This is a genomic window from Streptomyces sp. SID13666 (assembly GCF_010548325.1).
Lineage (GTDB): Bacteria > Actinomycetota > Actinomycetes > Streptomycetales > Streptomycetaceae > Actinacidiphila > Actinacidiphila fildesensis.
Window position 1 is genome coordinate 78,295 of record NZ_JAAGLX010000024.1, and the last position, 19,908, is coordinate 98,202.

A 19,908-nucleotide genomic window follows, 5' to 3' on the forward strand; every position below is an offset into this window, starting at 1 on the left:
TACCCTTGTCTCCTTCACACCCGAGGAAGCACTACGCTAACGGACGCCCGTCCGCGGTGGTGCCCCCACCCGCCCGGCCAGCCTCACATCCCCGACATCCCCGCGCGGTTACGCAGCGCATCGACAGGAGAGTCCCTCGTGCCGAAGTCACGGATCCGCAAGAAGGCCGACTTCACTCCGCCGCCGGAGAAGACGCAGTCGATAAAGCTCAAGTCCGGCTTCAACTGGGTCGCGCCCCTGATGCTGGCGCTCTTCGTCATCGGCCTGGCCTGGATCGTCCTCTTCTACGTCACGCAGGGCAGCCTGCCGGTCGACGCGCTGGGGAACTGGAACATCGTGGTGGGCTTCGGCTTCATCGCGGGCGGATTCGTGGTCTCCACGCAGTGGAAGTAGCCGGCTCCCGAGCTGGCCCGGACGGCTCTCCCCAGAGTTGTCCACACGGTTATCCACAGTGGGGAAAAGGTCGGAAGATCTGTGGATAACCTCTACGAGGTTGACGCCGGTGTGACCGGTGGCCGATGTGTCGGCCACCGGTCTTTCGTTGATCTTGCAGGGAAAACACGATGCGGTGACCGCACGCACACACGTTCCCCACAGGGTGCACAGGATCGGGTACTCGTTGTGGATAACGTCTGATCAACGCCAGTGGTAACGCCCTTCAGGCGGTGATCTGAGCCACGGCGATCCAGCTGGCCACGAGGGTGGCCGCCAGCACCGCCGCACAGGTCCCCCACTGCACCAGATCGCGCCGCTCGCGCGGTGCGTACGCCATCCCGATCGCGATCACCGTGCCGGCCGCGAGGCCGCCGAGGTGGCCCTGCCAGCTGACGTTCGACCAGGTGAAACTGAAGAACAGGTTCAGCCCGAGCAGGATCAGGATCGGCCGCATGTCCATCCGGCTGCGCCGCATGAAGACGGCGGTGGCCCCGAAGAGGCCGAAGATCGCCCCGGAGGCCCCCAGCGCGCCCGGGTACGGGGCGAGCAGCAGGACCAGAGCGCTGCCGCCGAGCCCCGAGATCAGATACAGCGCCAGATAGCGGGCCCGGCCGAGCGTGGCCTCCAGCGGCGCACCGATCCACCACAGCGTCAGCATGTTGAAGCCGATGTGCCAGTACTCCTGGTGCGCGAAGACCGAGCTGATCAGGCGGTACCACTGGTCGGGGCCCTCGGACACGCCGATGCAGTACTGCCGCACCACGGGGTCGCAGTACGCGTACAGCGACAGGTCACCGGCGAGCCGGTCGCCGAGCGCCTGCACCAGCACGAAGACCGCCAGGTTCAACCCGATGAGGATCTTCGTGACCAGGTGCGGGTCGGCGGCCACCGTGCCGCCCGCGACCGTACGCGGCGCGGGTGTCGTCCGCCGGGCCTCGCCCAGGCACTCCGGGCACTGGAAGCCCACCGAGGCGCTGACCATGCACTCCGGGCAGATCGGCCGCTCGCAACGGGTGCAGCGGATGCCGGTCTCGCGATCGGGGTGCCGGTAGCAGCAGACCGCCTGGTCCATGAGGTCCTCTTCCTGGGGACGCGCGTCGCCCTGCCCCTCCATACGGACGGGCAGGGCGCAGTGTTCCCGAAGAGTACGGCGCGATCAGCCCTCGCGGGTCTCGATCACGACCGACTCGATCACGACGTCCTGCACCGGGCGGTCGGTGCGCGGGTTGGTCGGGGTGGCGATGATCGCGTCCACGACCTTCTGGCTGGCCACGTCGGCGACCTCGCCGAAGATGCTGTGCTTGCGGGTCAGCCACGTGGTCGGGGAGACCGTGATGAAGAACTGGGAGCCGTTGGTGCCCGGGCCGGCGTTCGCCATCGCCAGCAGGTAGGGCTTGTCGAACCCGAGGTCGGGGTGGAACTCGTCCGCAAACTCGTAGCCCGGACCGCCGGTGCCGTTGCCCAGCGGGTCGCCGCCCTGGATCATGAAGCCGGTGATCACACGGTGGAACACCGTGCCGTCGTACAGCTTCGCGTTGGTCGGCTTGCCGGTCTTCGGGTCGGTCCACTCACGCGTACCCTCGGCGAGCTCGACGAAGTTCTTCACCGTCTTCGGTGCGTGGTTCGGCAGGAGCCGGACCTCGATGTCCCCGTGGTTGGTCTTCAGGGTCGCATAGAGCTGCTCGGCCACGATCTACCTTCCATAGTCTTCGCTGACAGGGACAAATCCTCGCACGGACGGGGAGTGGCCGTCGGCTTCCCCGGCTCTATCGCGTACCGGCGCGCATCGTGGCATCGTCTGTGGGAGCTCTCCGTGTGCCCCGCCTTGACCCATATGCCCGGTCGCACATGCCGGACCGGCCCTAAACAGGCATGATTTCAAATCGGGTGGATAGGCGAAAACCGTACGCCACCGAGGAGGAGGTTCCTGTGACCCGCATCGACAGCGTGCGCAACGCAGCCGGGCAGACCAAGGACAGCATGCAGCACGCCGCTGAGGTGGTCGCTCCATACGCCGTCACCGCCAAGGACAACGCCGCGCACTACGCGGACGAGGCGAAGATCTGGCTGACGCCCCGAGTGGCGACCGCCGCGCAGAAGGCACATGCCGCACTACCGCCCAAGGTCGCTTCGGCTGTGGACACCGCGGCCGTGAAGGCCGCGCTGACCGCACGCCAGGCCAATGAGTACGCGGCCCCCCGGGTCGGACACGCGGTGGAGGTCACCCGTGCCGCCGCGGGCCCCGCCCGTGACGAGGCCCTGGCACGTGGCGCGGCCGCCCTGGCCGCACTGCAGGGCAGGGTGTCCGTCGCCGAGATCGACAAGCTGGGCCGGCAGCACCGTCGTCGTGCCAAGGCGGGCAAGGCCTTCAAGCGCCTTGTGGTGCTCGGCATGATCAGCGGGGCCGGTTACGCCGCGTGGAAGTGGTGGAGCAAGCAGACCAACCCGGACTGGCTGGTCGAGCCCGCCCCGCCGACCGAGGTCGCGGACCGGGCCACGCTCAACGGCAGCGGCCCGACCCTCGTCGGCATGGACCGTACGGACAAGGCCGACCCGCTCGACAAGGTCGACGGCTCGCCCGTGGAGCCCCTCGACCCCGAGGTGCAGGCGAAGCAGGCCGAGGCGGACCGGGTCGATCGCCCGGATCACGGCGACGAATCCTGACCTCGCAGCGCCCCTGACCTCGCACCGCCCCTGACCCACGGTCCGGCCCTGAGCTCGGTCCGACTCGGCAACCAGTGGCACCGGGGTCCTGGACCTCCTATCGATACAGCGCGTACGCACCACATGCCGGAGGGCGGGAGACCGTACGGTCTCCCGCCCTCCGGCATGCGCGGGGATACGGGTCAGCGTCCGACCAGTTCCCTGGCGCCGTCGGTGCCGTCGGTGCCGTCGGTGCCGTCGGTCCCGTCGGTCCCGTCGGCCACGTCGTCGGCCGTCCCGCCGTCCTTCCCGCCGTCCTTCTCGTCGGTCGGTTCGTCGATCACCGCCGGGACGCCCCGCAGGGTGTGGAACGCGATCACCGCCGCGACGGCGATCAGGACGGCGCCCGCCAGGGTGGTGACGTGCATGCTGTGGGTGAAGGCCTGGCTCGCCGTCTCGGCGACCTGCCGCCCCATCGGGCCTGACAGCTGTGCGCCGGGCCCGACCGCCCCGCCGACCGATTCCCTGGCGGCCTGGGCCGCACCGGCCGGAACGCCCGCCGGCAGGTCGAGACCGTTGCGGTAGACGCCGGTCAGTACCGAGCCGAGGACCGCGATGCCCAGCGCCCCGCCGAGCTCCATCGCCGTCTCGGAGATCGCCGCCGCGGCGCCCGCCCGCTCCTTCGGCACGCTCGCCATCGCCGTGTCGAAGGTGACGGTGAACGTCAGCGTGATGCCCGCACCGTTGACGATCAGAGCGGGCAGCAGCAGCCAGTAGCTGGAGTCCGGGGTGACCAGGCCGAGACCGACCATGCTGACCGACATCAGGACCAGGCCCAGGGCCACCACCTTGGCCCGGCCGATCCTGGGCACCAGGGCGGAGGACAGCGGCGCGGCGAAGGCGGCCGACAGCGGGCCGGGGAGCAGCGCCAGGCCCGCCATCAGCGGGGACCAGCCGCGGACGACCTGGAAGTAGAGCGAGAAGGCCAGCGAGAGCGAGGCCGAGGCGAAGATCGCGACCAGGTTGGCGCTGATGGAGCCGGTGAAGGCCGGGTTGCGGAAGAGCCTGATGTCCAGCAGTGGTGAGGCGATGCGGGTCTGGCGCCGGACGAAGGCGATCAGGCAGCCGACACCGATCGCGGCGGCCATCCACACCGACGGCTCGTGCACACCGTCACGGGTGGCCGTCTTGATGGCGAAGATGACACCCAGCAGACCGGCGATCGAGAGCGGGACGCTGATCCAGTCCAGCCGTCCCGGGTCGGGGTTGCGGGACTCGGGGAGCACGATCGCACCGGCGATCACGACCGCCAGCAGGACCGGGACGTTGATCAGGAAGACCGAACCCCACCAGAAATGGTCCAGCAGCGCGCCGCCGACGACCGGGCCGAGCGCGAAGCTGCCCGCCCCGACGCCGCCGGAGATACCCACGGCCGTGGTGCGCTCGCGGGGGTCGGTGAACACGTTGCGGACGATCGACAACGTCGACGGCATGATCGTCGCGCCGGCCACACCCAGCAGCGCGCGGGCACCGATGAGCATCTCCGGGCTGGTGGCGTACGCGGTGAGGACCGAGGCCACCCCGAAGGCGCCGGCGCCCAGCAGCAGCAGCTTCTTGCGGCCTATCCGGTCACCGAGGTTGCCCATCACCACCAGCAGGCCGCCGAGGGCGAACCCGTAGATGTCCGCGATCCACAGGATCTCGGTGCCCGACGGTTTCAGGTCGGTGACGAGCGAGGGGATCGCGTAGTTGAGCACGCTGGTGTCGATACCGAGCAGCGCCGCCGCCACGCAGCAGATCGCCAGTACGGCCCAACGCCGGGGGTCCGAGGGGGTCGTGGAGGTCTGCGCACTCGGCGCCATCTGCTGATTCTTCGTCATGCCGGTGACTGTGTCAGAGCGTTCTGACCGGTCACTGACCGTTCGCTTACCGCGCAGCGTCGAAGTCCGTCAGCGCCACGACCGTCTGTTCACGGGAGAGCGCGACACCGCGGGCGTGCGCCGCGGCGAAGGCCGCTTCGCCGAGCGCGGCGCGGGCGGCGGCGCCGACCCGGGCGGTGTCCCGGCCGGGCGGCACCTCGGCGCCGCGCAGCGTCCGGGCGACGCCGAGCAGCAGCGCGGCCCGCTCCGGGCCGCCCTCCAGCAGCGCCAGGCCGGCCAGCGCCTCGGCGAAGCTCGCGGCGACCGGGCCGTTGCGGCTCACCAACTCGGCCTCGGGAACCTGGCGGTAGTAGCCGCGGGCCCGCTCCGGGTCCCCCTCGGCCTCGGCGATCCTGGCCAGCCCGATCAGGATCAGCGATCGGTTCATGTCGAGACCGGCCCACCCGGTACCGCTCTCGCCGAGGGCCAGCTCGCAGAGGGCGCGGGCCTCGGCCAGCTCACCACGCGCCCGGGCGACCTCGCCCAGGCCGAGGTGGGCCATCGCCATGCAGTCGGGCGCACCGGCCCGGCCGGACAGCTCGACCACCCGCTCGTAGTCGGCGCGGGCCGCCTCGGTGTCTCCGTCCCGCGCGCTGCGTTCGGCCCGTCGGCACAGCAGTTGCGCCATGTCCTCGATCGCGCCGAGCGGTTCGACATAGCCGAGCGCCTCGTCGGCCAGCGCCGCGGCCCGCTCGTTGTCGCCCTGCCAGTCGGCGAGCTGCGCCAGTACGTCGAGCGCGTTGGCCATCGCCCAGCGGTCGCCGAGCACCCGGAAGCCGGCCAGCCCGGCGCTGAACTCCCGCTCCGCGAGGGCGGTGTCGCCCCGCACCATCCAGTGCGCGTAGCCCTGGCCCAGATGCAGCAGCGCCACGGCCCAGGGGTCACGGCCCGGATCGTCCAGGGTGAGCGAGATCAGCTCGGCGGCGTCAGCGGTGGGCGCGCCCATGGCCATCGCCCAGATGACGGTGAGGCTGGGGAAGCGCTGCGGAATGTAGCCGAGGGAGGCCATGACCGCGTCGGCGGCCGCCGTGTGCGCGCCCAGTTCCCGGTTGTCGGAGACGCCGTTGGCCGCCGCGAGCACGCACAGCACGTACTCCTCGTCGAGCCCCTCGGGCGCCTGCGGCCCGATGAGGTCCAGCAGCTCGCGGGCCGGGCCCGCGCCCTCCAGCCGGACGCCGCGCAGCAGCCAGTACGTGGACAGCGGGGCCAGCAGCCGCAACGCCGTCCCGGTGTCGCCGTCCTCCACCCGCCGGCGGAGCGCGGTGTGCAGGTTGTCCTGGTCGACGGAGAGCCGCCGCAGCCAATCGAGCTGCTCCGCGCGCCGCAGACGGGGCTCCGCCTCGCCGACCAAAGCGAGGAAGTACCGGGCGTGGGCGCGGCGCAGGGCCGCCGTCTCACCGGCTTCCGCGAGCCGCTCGGCGCCATAGGCGCGGATCGTCTCCAGCATCCGGTAGCGGACCCCGTCGGCGCCCTCGGGACGATGGGCGACGACCAGGGACTTGTCGACGAGCGAGTCGATCAGATCGAGCACGTCGAACGCGTCGACCCCGGCCTCCCGCGTCCCGTCGCCGTCCGTACCGCCGCCGTCCGCCACGTCGTCGTCCGTCGTGCGGTCCGCGCAGACGGCCTCGGCCGCCTCCAGCGTCCAGCCACCGGCGAAGACCGAGACCCGGCGCAGGACGGCGCGTTCGGACTCCGTGAGCAGGTCCCAGCTCCAGTCGACGACCCCGCGCAGCGTCTTCTGACGGGGCTGGGCGGTCCGGCTGCCGCGCGACAGCAGCCGGAACCGTTCGTCGGGCCGGATCCCGGGCCCGTACTCACTCTGCTCCGGCGCCGCGGAGACCACGCCGAGCCGGGAGGCGATCTCGGACGCGGACATCGACCGCAGCCGGGCGGCGGCCAGTTCGATGGCGAGCGGCAGTCCGTCGAGCGCCGTGCACACCCGCAGGACGGCATCGAGATCGGCGGCCAGCTCGAAATCGGGCTGCACGGCGACGGCCCGCTCGGTGAACAGTCGCACCGCCGGGAACGCGAGCGCGCGGACATGGTCCGTGCCGGGCGGCGGCAGCCGCAGCGGGGGGATCGGGCAGAGCGTCTCGCCGGGGATCCCCAGCGGTTCGCGGGTGGTGGCCAGCACCCGCAGCTCTCCGCAGTCCCCGAGCAGCCGGCCGACGATCTTGGCGATCTCGCCGACGACATGTTCGCAGTTGTCCAGCACGAGCAGCAGCGGGCGGTCGGCCAGGGCCGCGGTGACCCGGTCGACCGGATCGGGCGCCGGACCGGCACCAGGCATCACCCCGGCCTCGCGCAGTCCGAGCGCGCCCTGGATCGCGTGCGGCACCTCGGCGGCATCGGCGAGGCCGGCGAGCTCGACGAAACAGGCCTCACCGCCGTACCGCCCGGCCGCCTCGATCGCGATCCGGGTCTTACCCGCACCACCCGGGCCGATGAGGGTGACGAGCCGGCCTTCGGACAGCTGGGCACCGATCCGGTCCAGCTCCTCGTCTCGGCCGACGAAACTGGTGAGCTGCGTGGGCAGCACGAAGCGCGGTCGGGCCGGCTCGGAGACCGTCGGCGATGCGGACGCCGTGGTCGTCGTGGGCGATGTTCCACGTGGAACATGCGCGTGCGCGGCGGGCGTCAGCTCCGGATCCCCGCGCAGCACCGCCAGGTGAACAGCGGCCAGTTCCGGTCCCGGGTCCGCGCCCAGCGTGTCGGCAAGCTCGCTGCGAGCCGCCTCGTACGCCTCCAGCGCCTCGCTCTGCCGCCCGCTGCCGTACAGCGCCCGCATCAGCTGGCCACGCAGCCGCTCACGCAACGGATGCGCGTCGACGAGCTCCCGCAGCCCGGCGACCAGCTCCCGGTGCCCGCCGAGCGCCAGTTCGGCCTCCATCCGGTCCTCGGCGGCCGAGATCCGCAGCTCCTCCAGCCGCGTCACCTGCACCTGCGCGAACGGGGCGCCGTCCACATCGGCCAGCGCGGGCCCGCGCCACAGCTCCAGCGCCTCCCGCAGCAGAACAGCGGCACGCGCGGGATCGCCTGCCGCCAGCGCCTCCCGGCCCTCCGCGCTGAGCCGCTGGAAACGGTGCGAGTCGACGTCGTCGGGGTCGATCGCGAGCCGGTAGCCCGCCGGATGGAACTCGATCTTCTGCGGCAGCACCTGGCGCAGCCGGGACACCTGCGACTGGAGGGCGTTCGCGACCCCGGCCGGCGGATCCTCCCCGTACAGGCCGTCGATCAGTCGTTCGGGCGTCACCACCCGGCCCGCGTCGAGCAACAGCAGCGCCAGCAGCGCCCGGCGCCGCGGCCCACCCAGCGCGACCGCGCTGCCGTCCGCGTTCCAGACCTGCGTCGCGCCAAGGATGCCGAACATCACGCCCCCGATTGTGCAGCACCGGCTGATGATCCGATACGCAAATCAGCGCGGGACCGCTGACGGTCCCGCGCTGATCAACACTGTGGAGCCTAGGAGATTCGAACTCCTGACATCTGCCTTGCAAAGGCAGCGCTCTACCAACTGAGCTAAGGCCCCTCTTCGCAGAACAGCGTACCTGTTCCGGGACGCGACCCCGACCCAGTATCCCGGTCCGTAGGATGCTTTGCAGGATTCACGGCCGCAAACAGGAGTGCGTATGGACCCCTCTCCGCACGACGCCGCCAGCCGCGCGCAGGAGCTGCAGCGCAATTGGTACGGCGAACCGCTCGGCGACCTCTTCCGCCGCCTCATCGGCGATCTCGGGCTGAACCAGGCGCGGCTGGCGGGCGTGCTGGGGCTCTCGGCACCGATGCTCTCGCAGCTGATGAGCGGTCAGCGCGCGAAGATCGGCAACCCGGCCGTCGTCCAGCGGCTGCAGGCACTCCAGGATCTCGCCGGGCATGTCGCGGACGGCAGCGTCACGTCCTCCGAGGCGACCTCGCGGATGGACGACATCCGGCAGTCGTCCGGCTCCTCCGTCCTCACCGGCACCACCCACAGCTCCTCCTCGGGCTCCGCCGCCGGCGCCGCCCGGCATGTCGTACGGGACATCCAGTCGCTGCTGCGGGCCGTCGCGTCCGCCGAGGAGATTGCGGAAGCGGCGAACACCCTCGCCTCCAGCCATCCACAACTGGCAGAGTTCCTCCATGTGTACGGCGCCGGGCGGACCGCGGAAGCGATCGCCCACTACGAGGCGCACCAGGGCTGACCGGAATAGCAGGGGGCGGGTCGCAGACCATGGGTGAGGTCTTCGCAGGCCGGTACGAGCTGGTCGACCCGATCGGACGCGGCGGCTCGGGCGCGGTCTGGCGCTCCTGGGACCACCGGCGGGGACGCTATGTGGCGGCGAAGGTGCTCCAGCAGAGCGACGCGCACGCCCTGCTGCGCTTCGTCCGCGAGCAGGCGATGCGGATCGACCATCCGCACGTCCTGGCACCCGCCAGTTGGGCCGCCGACGACGACAAGGTCCTGTTCACCATGGACCTGGTCCGGGGCGGATCGCTCTCGCACCTGATCGGCGACTACGGGCCGCTGCCCCCGCACTTCGTGTGCGCTCTGCTCGACCAGCTGCTCTCCGGGCTGACGGCCGTCCACGCCGAAGGCGTCGTGCACCGGGACATCAAGCCCGCCAACATCCTGCTGGAGGCCACCGGCACCGGACAGCCGCACCTGCGGCTGTCGGACTTCGGCATCGCCATGCGCAAGGGCGAGCCGCGGCTGACCGAGGTCAACTACGTCGTCGGCACACCGGGCTACTTCGCGCCCGAGCAGATGATGGGCGCGGAACCGGACTTCCCGGCCGATCTGTACGCGGTCGGCCTGGTCGCTCTCTACCTGCTCAGCGGGCAGAAGCCGGACGCCCAGGCGATCTACGAGCGCTACCTGAACGAGGGCGTCCCGCGCGCCCCGCAGGGTGTGCCCGAGCCGATGTGGCAGGTCATCGGCAATCTGCTGCAACCCGACCCGGACGCCCGCTTCCGCACCGCCACCGGCGCCCGCAAGGCGCTCTCCGCCGCGGTCGAACTCCTGTCGGTACCCGGCCTGGACGACGAGCCGGTCGAGGTCTTCGACCAGATCGGCCCGCTGCCCGAGGGCTTCGACGCCCAGGGCCCGCACCGGAAGCGGCGTCGGGCACGCCCCGAGGAAACCAGCAGCTTCCACCTCCCGGCCCCCCAGACACCACCGGCCCCGTCCCCGGAGTACGCACCGCAGCAACCGTCCGCGTACGGCTCCCCGCAAACCGGAACCCAGACCCCGCCGCCCCCCGTCCACAACCCGTACACGACGGCAGCAGCACCCCAGACCCAGCCCCACACAAACGGCCTGCCCCAGCCCCCAGCAGAGGCCCCCACAGGCCCACCCCAGCTACCGGAGCCCACCCGCCCGTACACAGCGGCAGCACACCCCACCCCGCCCGCCGCTTTGCACCCGGTTCCGCAGACACGCCGACCGGGACCACCGGCAAAGCTGGTGATCCCGATCCTCATCGTCGCCGCGCTCTGCTTCGCGGTCGGCATCTGGGCGCTGACAGCGGCCTGAGTTCAGCTACCAAGCAGGCGGCGGCCCGTACCCCGACTGCGGCGGCTGCGGCGCCTGAGCCGCAGCCGCAACCCGCGGCCGCCGCCGCGCCGCCACCACCCACACCGCCAGACTCAGCAGAAGCACCGTGCCCGCCCCGAGCGCCGCGAACGCCACCAGCCGCATCGTGGAGGAGCTCGAACCGCCACCCGTCGCCGTGCCGTCGGCCTTCGCCAGGTCGTCGCCGCCGATGCCGAACCCGGCCTTGGCCGCGTCCCCGTCGTACCCCGGCGAAGGGGCCACCGCGCCCTTGACGTCCAGCCGCAGGGTGACGCCGATCGGCCCGTTCACGACGTCCTTGACGCCCGGGTGCACGCTGACCGCGAAGTAGTACCAGCCGGCGAACCGGGTGGCCGAGACCTTGCTGCCGCTCTCGAACCGGTTGGCGTACGAGACCGGTACGGTCTGGCCGGTGATCGACGTCTGCTTGCCGGCGTAGGACTCCGTGTCGTCGTCGATGTGGCCGCGGGCGGGGTTGTACGCGTCGACCCGCACGCCGGCGCTCTGGAAGCCGTTCTCCTTGGCCGCGGGCGCGTTCGCGAAGTCGGCGAAGAGGACCGCGTGCTGGCCCCAGTCGACCGGCACCTTGTAGAAGCGGGTCTCGCCGGGCAGCACCTTGTCGTTCCAGATGCCGCTCTTGATGGCCGCCGCATTGTCGAAGCTCGTGCCGCCCTGCGCCGGCTTGGGGGTACCGGTCACCGGCGTCGGAGACGCCTCCGTGGCGCTGGAGGCGGGCGCGGGCTTGGCGTCGGCCTTGAGGGCCGGCTCCGACATGAAACGGATCTCGACGGGCCACTCGGCCGGGTCCGAGGTCCCGGCGCTCTCCCGCTTGATCTCCAGGGTGTAGCGGTTGGCCTCCTGGCACCGCCCGTCCTTCTCGATGGTCCGCGCCGTGTAGCCGCCGACCGGCCGCGCCGCCCCGTCGTTGTCGAAGTGCGCGTCGAAGCTGTCGCAGTCGGTGCCGTCGGCGCTCTGCAGCTTGAGGTCGATGCCGTCGCCGTAGGCGACCTTGGCGCCCGGCTTCGGAATGGCGAACGCCGACAGGTACGCCGAGGACTTCGCGTCCAGGTCCACGCCGTAGTACTTGGTGTCACCCACCTTGAGGGTGTCCTGGTAGGTGCCGCCCGGGGTGAGCGCCTGGGCCTCGGCCGTCGTGGCCGCGCCCTTCACCGCCGTGCCCTGCGGCTGCCACACGGGCACGGCGGCGTCCGCCAGTGCCGTGCCCTGCAGCCCGGCGAGCGTCACGCCGGCCACCGCCACCGCCACCGCCACCAACAGTCCGCGTCCGCGCATTACGCTCCGCCCCTCTTCGTCCGGCGCACCAGCGCCACCCCGCCGACGGCCGCGAGCGCGACCGCCCCGCCCGCTGCTGCCGCGATCATGTCCTTGCCGGTCATGAATCCGGTCATGAATCCTCCCCCGTCCGAGCCGCCGCTGTCGCGGCCCGCGGCCGAATCGCCGCCCTTGTCGGAAGCTGCGGCATCGTCCTTGGCCTGGCCCTTGGCCGGCGCCGGTGCCTGGTACTGCGGCCCGGCCAGTTCGTCGCCCGTCACATTGACCCGCAGGACGACGCCGACCGCCGCGTTCCTCGCCAGCCGCGCGGCCTTCGGGCCGAGCGACACGGCGATGTAGTAGTCCCCGGCGCTGTGCACCGCGGCGGCCGAGCCGCCGACGACCCAGCGGTTGGTCCAGGTCACCGGCACCGTCCCGAGCCCCACGGACAGGGGTTTGCCGGTGTAGCTGCGGTGGTCGTCGCCGCCGGAGGCGTCGCGCACCGGCTGCCGGGCCGGCCCGTACGTCCCCGTCTCGACGTAGCTCCAGACGGAGGCCGCGGACGCGTCGTCCAGCACCGGTTCGTTGGCGAACTCGGCCGCATAGCTGAGCTGTTGTCCCCAGCCCAGCCGCACCTTGTAGAAGCGCGTCTGCGCGGGCAGCAGCTTGTCGCGCCAGACGCCCTTGGTGAGCGCGGCCGCGTCGTTGAAGCCGGTGCCGCCCGTGATGTCCTTCGGGTCGCCGGCGAGCGGCGCGGGCTTGTCGCCGTACTCGGTCTCGGCGGCCGCGGGCGTGGTCCCGGCCTTGAGCGGTGCCTCGCTCCCGTACCGGATCTCGATCGGCCACCGGCCCTGGTCGGAGCCGGGGGCGCTCGTCCGGTGCACCGAGAGCAGGTACTGACCGGCCTTGTCGCAGCTGCCGTCGCCCTTGGCGGTGGGCACCCGGCTCACCGCCGCCGTGACGATCATCGCGCCCTCGTCCTGCCCGAAGTGCGCGGATCCGGTGTCGCAGGTGAACGCGTACTGGCCGGCCGACGCCGCCTTCAGCTCGATGCCGTCGCCGTAGCCGACCTTCACGCCCGGTTGCGGAACCGCGGTCACCGCGAGGTCCGCGGTGGCGGTGGCGTCCAGGCCTGCCGCGTACCAGCGGGTCTCTCCCGGCCCGATGGTGTCCAGGTACTGCCCCGGCGCGATGGCGGCCGCCCGCGTCGCCTTCGCGCCGCCCGTGATGCGGGTGCCGTCGAAGCGGTACGCGTCGGCGCTGAGCTGGGACGCGCGCACCAGCTGCCGGGCGAGCGCCGCGGCGTCGGGGGCGTCGTAGTAGGCGCCGTGTCCGGCCCGGGCGACGCACTCCAGCTCCTCGCGGGCGGCGCCCTTCACCTGGAAGCCGATGGTGTCGATCCGCAGACCGATCCCGTCCCCGGCCAGCTGGGCCGCCACCTCGCAGGGCTTGGGCGCCCCGCAGTTGGACTCGCCGTCGGAGATCAGCAGGATCGTGCGCCGGCCGTCCTTGGGCAGGTCGCCCGCGGCCCGGGTCAGCGCCAGGGCGGTCGGGGTGTCCCCCTTGGGCTGAACAGCCGCCACGGCCCGCTTCATCGCGTCCCGGTCCAGCGGGACGACGGGCTCGGCGAGCTGGGTGTCGTCGCAGCCGTGCGGCTTTCCGGCGCCGTAGACCCGCAGCCCGGTCCTGTGACCGTCCGGCAGGGTGTCCACGACGGTGTTGACGGCCTTGCGGGCCGACTCGATCCGGGTGCCGCCCGAGCCCTCGGGCCCCGCCATCGATCCGGACGAGTCCAGCACCATGATCAGGCTGTCGTCCGCGGCCGGTACGGCGGCCTGCGCGGCCGCCGGCCCGCCGAGCACCGCGAGGACGGAGATCAGCAGTCCGCCGCTCACCGCCCCGGCAGCCACGCGCCACTGTGGTCGTTGCATGCTGTGCTCCCCCTCGACCGGACCCGGCTTTGTTTGCTACCGCGAAGGTATTGATTTGCGTGAGCAAACTCAAGACGTTTCCCGTCACGGTCCCGCAACAGCGGGCGACCCCTCACGGAGCGGGCGGCCCGGCACGGCAAGAGGCCCCGACCGCTGTGCGGTCGGGGCCTCGGAGCACTTCGGCGTCTCAGACGCTCGCGCCGGAACCTGCCGGTACGGAGTCGGTCGCTTCCGTCCACAGATCCTGCTCGGCGCGGTCCGCCTGGATCTGGCGGTACACGAGGAGCCCGCCGATGGCGGCCAGTGCCACCAGGAGAAACTTCTTCACCGCGCGACCTCGTCCTTCTTGGATTGGGAGAGCCCTGACGCGCCCGACTATACACACCGGCCGATACCGAACGGTGACCTGCACCCGCTCCAACTGCCGTACCGGACAGCAGCCGGACAGCCCGCCGGAGACAGCAAACGGCCCGTACGGATCAGGATCCGTACGGGCCGTTCAACGCGGTGGGCCTAACAGGACTTGAACCTGTGGCCTCTTCCTTATCAGGGAAGCGCTCTAACCGTCTGAGCTATAGGCCCGCGCTGCAACGAAAGATTAGCGCACCACAGGCCATGTCCCAAAATCGGAATCCGGCGCCCGGCTACTCGTCCTCGGCGAGGGTCAGCTCGACGCCCCCGACGAAGCCCGCGGACATGTTGTAGATGAAGGCACCGAGGGTGGCCAGCGCCGTCGCGAGGACCACATCGATCACCGCGATGACCGTGGTGATGACCAGGACGCGGGACAGCGACAGGAAGGACACCAGGTCGAAACCACCACTGCCACTGCCACCGCCCTCCGCCGTCGTCGCGTCGCTGATCGTGCTGCCGACGGTGCTGAAGACGCCGATCGCGTCCAGCACCATCCACAGCACCGCCACCGCCACGATCGTGCAGATGCCCAGCGCGATGGAGAGCAGGAAACTGACCTTCATCACCGACCAGGGGTCGGCCCTGGCGACCCGCAGCCGCGCCTTGCGCGTCCGCGGGACGGTACGGGCGGCGGGACGCGGCCTGCGGACGCCCGCGGCGGCCGGCGCCCCCACGCCGGCCCCCTGAGCGGCCGGCGGCGCGTACGCCTGCGCGGGCTGGTGCGGAGGCTGCTCCGGCGCACCGGGCACCCCCGCGCCATACGTTTGAAGCGGGCCCGCATGGTGCGGCGGACGTGTGTCGGTCACGGTGGATCCCCCCTGATGCGGGCCGCTGTCCGTGGAGGAGCCAGGGGCACCGCCGGCACCGGCCTGGGCGGCCGCCTGCGGCCGGTCCGGGCCTGTCGTCCCACCAGCAGCGGCGCCCGTGGCTCCACTCACGGCCTACTCCTCGATTTCAGCGGCCACGGGCTGGTCGCCCTCGGCCTCTTCGGCGTCGACCTCATCGGCCTCTGCCCCAGCCTCGGCATTGCGGGCGATACCGACGACGGCATCCCGCTTGCCAAGGTTGATCAGTTGGACGCCCATGGTGTCACGGCCCGTCTCCCTGACCTCGTTGACCCGCGTACGAATCACTCCACCGCTGAGGCTGATGGCGAGGATCTCATCCGTCTCCTCGACCACCAGCGCCCCGACGAGGGAACCGCGGTCCTCGACGATCTTCGCCGCCTTGATACCGAGTCCGCCACGCCCCTGGACGCGGTATTCGTCCACCTTGGTGCGCTTGGCGTACCCGCCGTCCGTGGCGGTGAAGACGAACGTACCCGGCCGGACCACATTCATCGAGAGCAGTTCGTCGCCCTCTCGGAAACTCATGCCCTTCACGCCCGACGTGGCACGGCCCATCGGGCGCAGCGCGTCGTCCGTCGCGGTGAACCGGATGCACTGGGCCTTGCGGCTCACCAGCAGCAGATCGTCCTCCGCCGACACCAGCTCGGCACCGATCAGCTCGTCGTCCGAACCGTCCGCGGCCTCGCGCAGGTTGATGGCGATGACGCCGCCGGCCCGCGGGGAGTCGTAGTCCTTGAGCGCGGTCTTCTTGACCAGGCCCGCCTTGGTGGCGAGCACCAGGTACGGCACGGCCGCGTAGTCCCGGATCGCGAGGATCTGGGCGATCTTCTCGTCCGGCTGGAACGCCAGCAGGTTCGCGACGTGCTGGCCGCGGGCGTCCCGCCCGGCGTCCGGCAGCTCGTACGCCTTCGCCCGGTAGACGCGGCCCTTGTTGGTGAAGAACAGCAGCCAGTGGTGCGTGGTGGAGACGAAGAAGTGGTCGACGATGTCGTCCTGCTTCAGCTTCGCGCCGCGTACGCCCTTGCCGCCGCGCTTCTGCGACCGGTAGTCCTCGGTCTTGGTGCGCTTGACGTAACCGCCGTGCGTGATCGTGACGACGATGTCCTCTTCGGCGATCAGGTCCTCGATGGACATGTCACCGTCGAAGGGGATCAGCTTGCTGCGCCGGTCGTCGCCGAACTTGTCGACGATGACCGCCAGCTCCTCGCTGATGATCTGCCGCTGCCGCTCGGGCGAGGCCAGGATCGCGTTGTACTCGTTGATCTTGGCCTGCAGCTCGTCGTGCTCCGCGACGATCTTCTGCCGCTCCAGGGCCGCGAGGCGCCGCAGCTGCATCTCCAGGATCGCGTTGGCCTGGATCTCGTCGATCGACAGCAGGCCCATCAGGCCCTCACGGGCGATCTCGACCGTGTTGCTGCGCCGGATCAGCGCGATGACCTCGTCGATCGCGTCCAGCGCCTTGAGCAGACCGCGCAGGATGTGCGCCCGCTCCTCGGCCTTCCGCAGCCGGAAACGCGTACGGCGGACGATGACCTCGACCTGGTGCGTCACCCAGTGCCGGATGAACGCGTCGATCGACAGGGTGCGCGGCACGCCGTCGACCAGCGCCAGCATGTTCGCGCCGAAGTTGGTCTGCAGGTCGGTGTGCTTGTACAGGTTGTTCAGCACGACCTTGGCGACCGCGTCGCGCTTGAGCACCACGACCAGGCGCTGCCCGGTGCGCGAGCTCGTCTCGTCGCGGACGTCGGCGATGCCGGCGACCTTGCCGTCCTTCACCAGGTCGGCGATCTTCTGCGCGAGGTTGTCCGGGTTGACCTGGTACGGAAGCTCCGTGACCACCAGGCACTGGCGGCCCTGGATCTCCTCGACATTGACGATGGCGCGCATCGTGATCGAGCCGCGGCCCGTGCGGTACGCGTCCTCGATGCCGCTGCGGCCCACGACCAGCGCGCCGGTCGGGAAGTCCGGGCCCTTGATCCGCTCCAGGAGCGCGTCCAGCAGCTCCTCGTGCGAGGCCTCGGGGTTCTCCAGGTACCACTGCGCGCCGGCCGCGACCTCGCGGAGGTTGTGCGGCGGGATGTTGGTGGCCATGCCGACCGCGATGCCCGCGGAGCCGTTGACCAGCAGGTTCGGGAAGCGCGCCGGGAGGACCGTCGGCTCCTGGTTACGGCCGTCGTAGTTGTCCTGGAAATTGACGGTGTCCTCGTCAATGTCGCGGACCATCTCCATCGACAGCGGCATCATCTTGCACTCGGTGTACCGCATGGCGGCGGCCGGGTCGTTGCCCGGGGAACCGAAGTTGCCGTTGGAGTCCACGAGCGGCATGCGCATCGACCAGTGCTGGGCGAGGCGGACCAGGGCGTCGTAGATCGAGGAGTCGCCGTGCGGGTGGTACGTACCCATGACGTCACCGACGACACGGGCGCACTTGTAGAAGCCCTTCTCGGGCCGGTAGCCGCCGTCGTACATCGCGTACAGCACCCGGCGGTGCACCGGCTTGAGGCCGTCACGGACGTCGGGCAGCGCACGCGACACGATGACGGACATCGCGTAGTCGAGGTAGCTGCGCTGCATCTCCGTTTCGAGGCCCACCGGCTCGATGCGCACGGTGGAGATCTCGGCATCGGCGGGCACGGCCGCCTCGTCGTCGGGCGTCACAGGGGGATTCTCGTCGGCCATTGCTGGTCAAAGTCCTTTCGGGCGGCGGCGGTGGGGCCGACTCAGATGTCGAGGAAGCGGACGTCCTTGGCGTTGCGCTGGATGAACGAGCGCCGCGCCTCGACGTCCTCACCCATCAGCACCGAGAACAGGTCGTCGGCCTGCGCGGCGTCGTCCAGGGTGACCTGGCCGAGCACACGGTGGTCGATGTCCATGGTGGTGATCCGCAGCTCCTCGGCGTTCATCTCGCCGAGGCCCTTGAAGCGCTGGATCGCGTCTTCCCGGACCCGCTTGCCCTGCTGGCGGCCGATCTCCATCATCGCGTCGCGCTCGCGGTCCGAGTACGCGTACCCGAAGTCGTCCCGGCTCCACTTGATCTTGTAGAGCGGCGGGCGCGACAGGTACACATGGCCGGCCTCGACCAGCGGGCGCATGAAGCGGAAGAGGAACGTCAGCAGCAGGGTGTTGATGTGCTGACCGTCGACGTCGGCGTCCGCCATCAGGATGATCTTGTGATAGCGGAGCTTCGAGATGTCGAAGTCCTCGTGCACACCGGTGCCGAACGCCGAGATCAGCGCCTGGACCTCGGTGTTCTGCAGGATCTTGTCGATCCGCGCCTTCTCGACGTTGAGGATCTTGCCGCGGATCGGGAGGATCGCCTGGTACTGCGGGTTACGGCCCGACTTCGCGGAACCACCGGCCGAGTCACCCTCGACGATGAAGATCTCGCACTTCGTCGGGTCGTTCGACTGGCAGTCGCTCAGCTTGCCCGGCAGCGACGCGCTCTCCAGCAGCCCCTTGCGACGGGTCAGGTCACGCGCCTTGCGGGCCGCGACCCGCGCGGTGGCCGCGTTGATCGACTTGCGGATGATGTCCGCGGCCTCGTTCGGGTTGCGGTCCAGCCAGTCCGTGAGGTGCTCGTGCACGGCCTTCTGCACGAAGGTCTTCGCCTCGGTGTTGCCCAGCTTGGTCTTCGTCTGGCCCTCGAACTGGGGCTCGCCCAGCTTGACCGAGATGATCGCCGTCAGACCCTCGCGGATGTCCTCGCCGGCGAGGTTGTCGTCCTTCTCGCGAAGGAACTTCTTCTCGCGCGCGTAGCGGTTGACCAGCCCGGTGAGCGCCGCACGGAAGCCCTCCTCGTGCGTACCGCCCTCATGGGTGTGGATCGTGTTCGCGAAGCTGTAGACACCCTCGGTGTACTGGGTGTTCCACTGCATCGCGACCTCGACGGAGAGCAGCCGCTCCTTGTCCTCCGCCTCGATGTCGATCACGGTCGGGTGGATCAGCTCGCCCTTGCGGGAGTTGAGGTGATTCACGAAGTCGACGATGCCGCCGGGGTAGTAGTACTTCACCGCACGCACCCGGGGCGCGTCCTCCGGCTCCTCGACCGTCTCGGCGCCGACGGTGGCCTTCGCCGACTCCCGCTCGTCGGTCAGCGTGATCGTCAGGCCCTTGTTGAGGAAGGCCATCTCCTGCAGCCGCCGGGACAGCGTCTCGAAGGAGTACTCGGTGGTCTCGAAGATGTCCGGGTCGGCCCAGAACGTCACCGTGGTGCCCGTGGTGGACGACGGCTCGTTCTTCGCCAGCGGAGCGGTCGGAACACCCAGCTTGTAGTCCTGCGTCCAGCGGAAGCCGTCGCGGTTGACCTCGACGGTGACCTTCGTCGACAGCGCGTTGACGACCGAGACGCCGACGCCGTGCAGACCGCCGGAGACGGCGTAGCCGCCGCCGCCGAACTTGCCGCCCGCGTGCAGCACGGTCATGACGACCTCGATGGCGGGCTTGCCCTCGGACGCGACGATGTCCACGGGGATACCGCGGCCGTTGTCGACGCAGCGCACGCCGCCGTCCGCCAGGATCGTCACGTCGATGGTGTCCGCGTGCCCGGCGAGGGCCTCGTCGACCGAGTTGTCGACCACCTCTTGGACGAGGTGGTGCAGGCCGCGCTCACCGGTGGAGCCGATGTACATGCCCGGACGCTTACGGACCGCGTCGAGGCCCTCGAGCACGGTGATCGCGCTGCCGTCGTAGACCGGACTGGAGTTCTCGTTGGGGTTGCCGGAATCGGCCACGAAGCGCCCTTTCTGGCACAGCACGAGCCGTCTCCCGCCGAGCGGGATCGGCTGCGTCGTTCGACATGTACCGCGACTGGGCGGCTTACGTATCAGTCTACCGGTAGCGCCGACATGAATGGGTGTTTGCCGGTACCTGAGTTCCCACGTGCCGTCCTGAAC

General features: G+C 70.5%; 14 protein-coding genes and 2 tRNA genes. 4 read left to right on the forward strand and 12 right to left on the reverse strand.

The window, feature by feature from the left end; translation table 11 throughout:
• The first annotated feature begins 138 nt into the window (after positions 1-138).
• Positions 139-393: a cell division protein CrgA gene (crgA, locus tag G3I60_RS26880; RefSeq protein WP_138351193.1), complete on the forward strand. Its 255-nt coding sequence runs from the start codon at positions 139-141 to the stop codon at positions 391-393.
• A 265-nt stretch (positions 394-658) separates the two neighbouring features.
• Here crgA and G3I60_RS26885 read toward each other — a convergent pair whose 3' ends face one another.
• Both G3I60_RS26885 and G3I60_RS26890 read right to left on the reverse strand, forming a co-directional pair.
• Positions 659-1,507 (reverse strand): rhomboid family intramembrane serine protease, encoded by an 849-nt coding sequence (locus tag G3I60_RS26885; RefSeq protein ID WP_164295666.1) that lies wholly within the window; start codon positions 1,505-1,507, stop codon positions 659-661.
• 84 nt (positions 1,508-1,591) lie between these two features.
• Positions 1,592-2,125, reverse strand: coding sequence for a peptidylprolyl isomerase (locus G3I60_RS26890; RefSeq protein WP_138351191.1), 534 nt, complete (start codon positions 2,123-2,125; stop codon positions 1,592-1,594).
• Between the two features lie 239 nt (positions 2,126-2,364).
• Between G3I60_RS26890 and G3I60_RS26895 the strand changes: the two genes are divergently transcribed.
• Positions 2,365-3,099 carry a DUF5324 family protein gene (locus tag G3I60_RS26895; protein WP_138351190.1) on the forward strand — a complete coding sequence of 245 codons (735 nt, stop codon included), beginning with the start codon at positions 2,365-2,367 and terminating at the stop codon, positions 3,097-3,099.
• Positions 3,100-3,281: 182 nt separating this feature from the next.
• Here G3I60_RS26895 and G3I60_RS26900 read toward each other — a convergent pair whose 3' ends face one another.
• The 3 genes from G3I60_RS26900 to G3I60_RS26910 all read right to left on the reverse strand — a co-directional run bounded on the left by G3I60_RS26900 (position 3,282) and on the right by G3I60_RS26910 (position 8,529).
• Entirely contained in the window at positions 3,282-4,958 is a 1,677-nt protein-coding gene (locus G3I60_RS26900; protein ID WP_164295667.1) for an MFS transporter, read from the reverse strand.
• A gap of 46 nt (positions 4,959-5,004) precedes the next feature.
• Positions 5,005-8,370, reverse strand: coding sequence for a BTAD domain-containing putative transcriptional regulator (locus G3I60_RS46510; protein ID WP_164607827.1), 3,366 nt, complete (start codon positions 8,368-8,370; stop codon positions 5,005-5,007).
• Between the two features lie 86 nt (positions 8,371-8,456).
• Positions 8,457-8,529 (reverse strand) — tRNA-Ala (locus tag G3I60_RS26910).
• Between the two features lie 100 nt (positions 8,530-8,629).
• Here G3I60_RS26910 and G3I60_RS26915 point away from each other — a divergent pair.
• Both G3I60_RS26915 and G3I60_RS26920 read left to right on the forward strand, forming a co-directional pair.
• The gene (locus tag G3I60_RS26915; protein WP_138351188.1) at positions 8,630-9,181 is read left to right on the forward strand and encodes a DNA-binding protein; all 552 of its coding nucleotides are present in this window, start codon (positions 8,630-8,632) and stop codon (positions 9,179-9,181) included.
• A gap of 29 nt (positions 9,182-9,210) precedes the next feature.
• Positions 9,211-10,512: a serine/threonine-protein kinase gene (locus tag G3I60_RS26920; protein ID WP_164295668.1), complete on the forward strand. Its 1,302-nt coding sequence runs from the start codon at positions 9,211-9,213 to the stop codon at positions 10,510-10,512.
• A gap of 6 nt (positions 10,513-10,518) precedes the next feature.
• On the opposite strand, the gene G3I60_RS26925 is transcribed toward G3I60_RS26920, so the two are convergent.
• From G3I60_RS26925 to gyrB, 7 genes are all read right to left on the reverse strand, one after another.
• Positions 10,519-11,844, reverse strand: a complete 1,326-nt coding sequence (locus G3I60_RS26925) for a hypothetical protein (RefSeq protein ID WP_164295669.1) — start codon at positions 11,842-11,844, stop codon at positions 10,519-10,521.
• Positions 11,844-13,754 (reverse strand): VWA domain-containing protein, encoded by a 1,911-nt coding sequence (locus tag G3I60_RS26930; protein ID WP_164295670.1) that lies wholly within the window; start codon positions 13,752-13,754, stop codon positions 11,844-11,846. The genes G3I60_RS26925 and G3I60_RS26930 overlap by 1 nt, the downstream gene beginning before the upstream one ends.
• Positions 13,755-13,941: 187 nt before the next feature.
• On the reverse strand, positions 13,942-14,082 hold the full coding sequence (locus G3I60_RS45720; protein ID WP_018559211.1) for a DLW-39 family protein: 141 nt from the start codon (positions 14,080-14,082) through the stop codon (positions 13,942-13,944).
• Positions 14,083-14,262: 180 nt separating this feature from the next.
• Positions 14,263-14,336: transfer RNA gene (locus G3I60_RS26940), tRNA-Ile, on the reverse strand.
• 62 nt (positions 14,337-14,398) lie between these two features.
• The gene (locus G3I60_RS26945) at positions 14,399-15,106 is read right to left on the reverse strand and encodes a DUF3566 domain-containing protein (RefSeq protein ID WP_138351184.1); all 708 of its coding nucleotides are present in this window, start codon (positions 15,104-15,106) and stop codon (positions 14,399-14,401) included.
• A gap of 3 nt (positions 15,107-15,109) precedes the next feature.
• Positions 15,110-17,695, reverse strand: a complete 2,586-nt coding sequence (gyrA, locus tag G3I60_RS26950; protein ID WP_138351183.1) for a DNA gyrase subunit A — start codon at positions 17,693-17,695, stop codon at positions 15,110-15,112.
• 41 nt (positions 17,696-17,736) lie between these two features.
• Positions 17,737-19,770: a DNA topoisomerase (ATP-hydrolyzing) subunit B gene (gene gyrB / locus G3I60_RS26955; RefSeq protein WP_138351182.1), complete on the reverse strand. Its 2,034-nt coding sequence runs from the start codon at positions 19,768-19,770 to the stop codon at positions 17,737-17,739.
• Between the last annotated feature and the right edge of the window lie 138 nt (positions 19,771-19,908).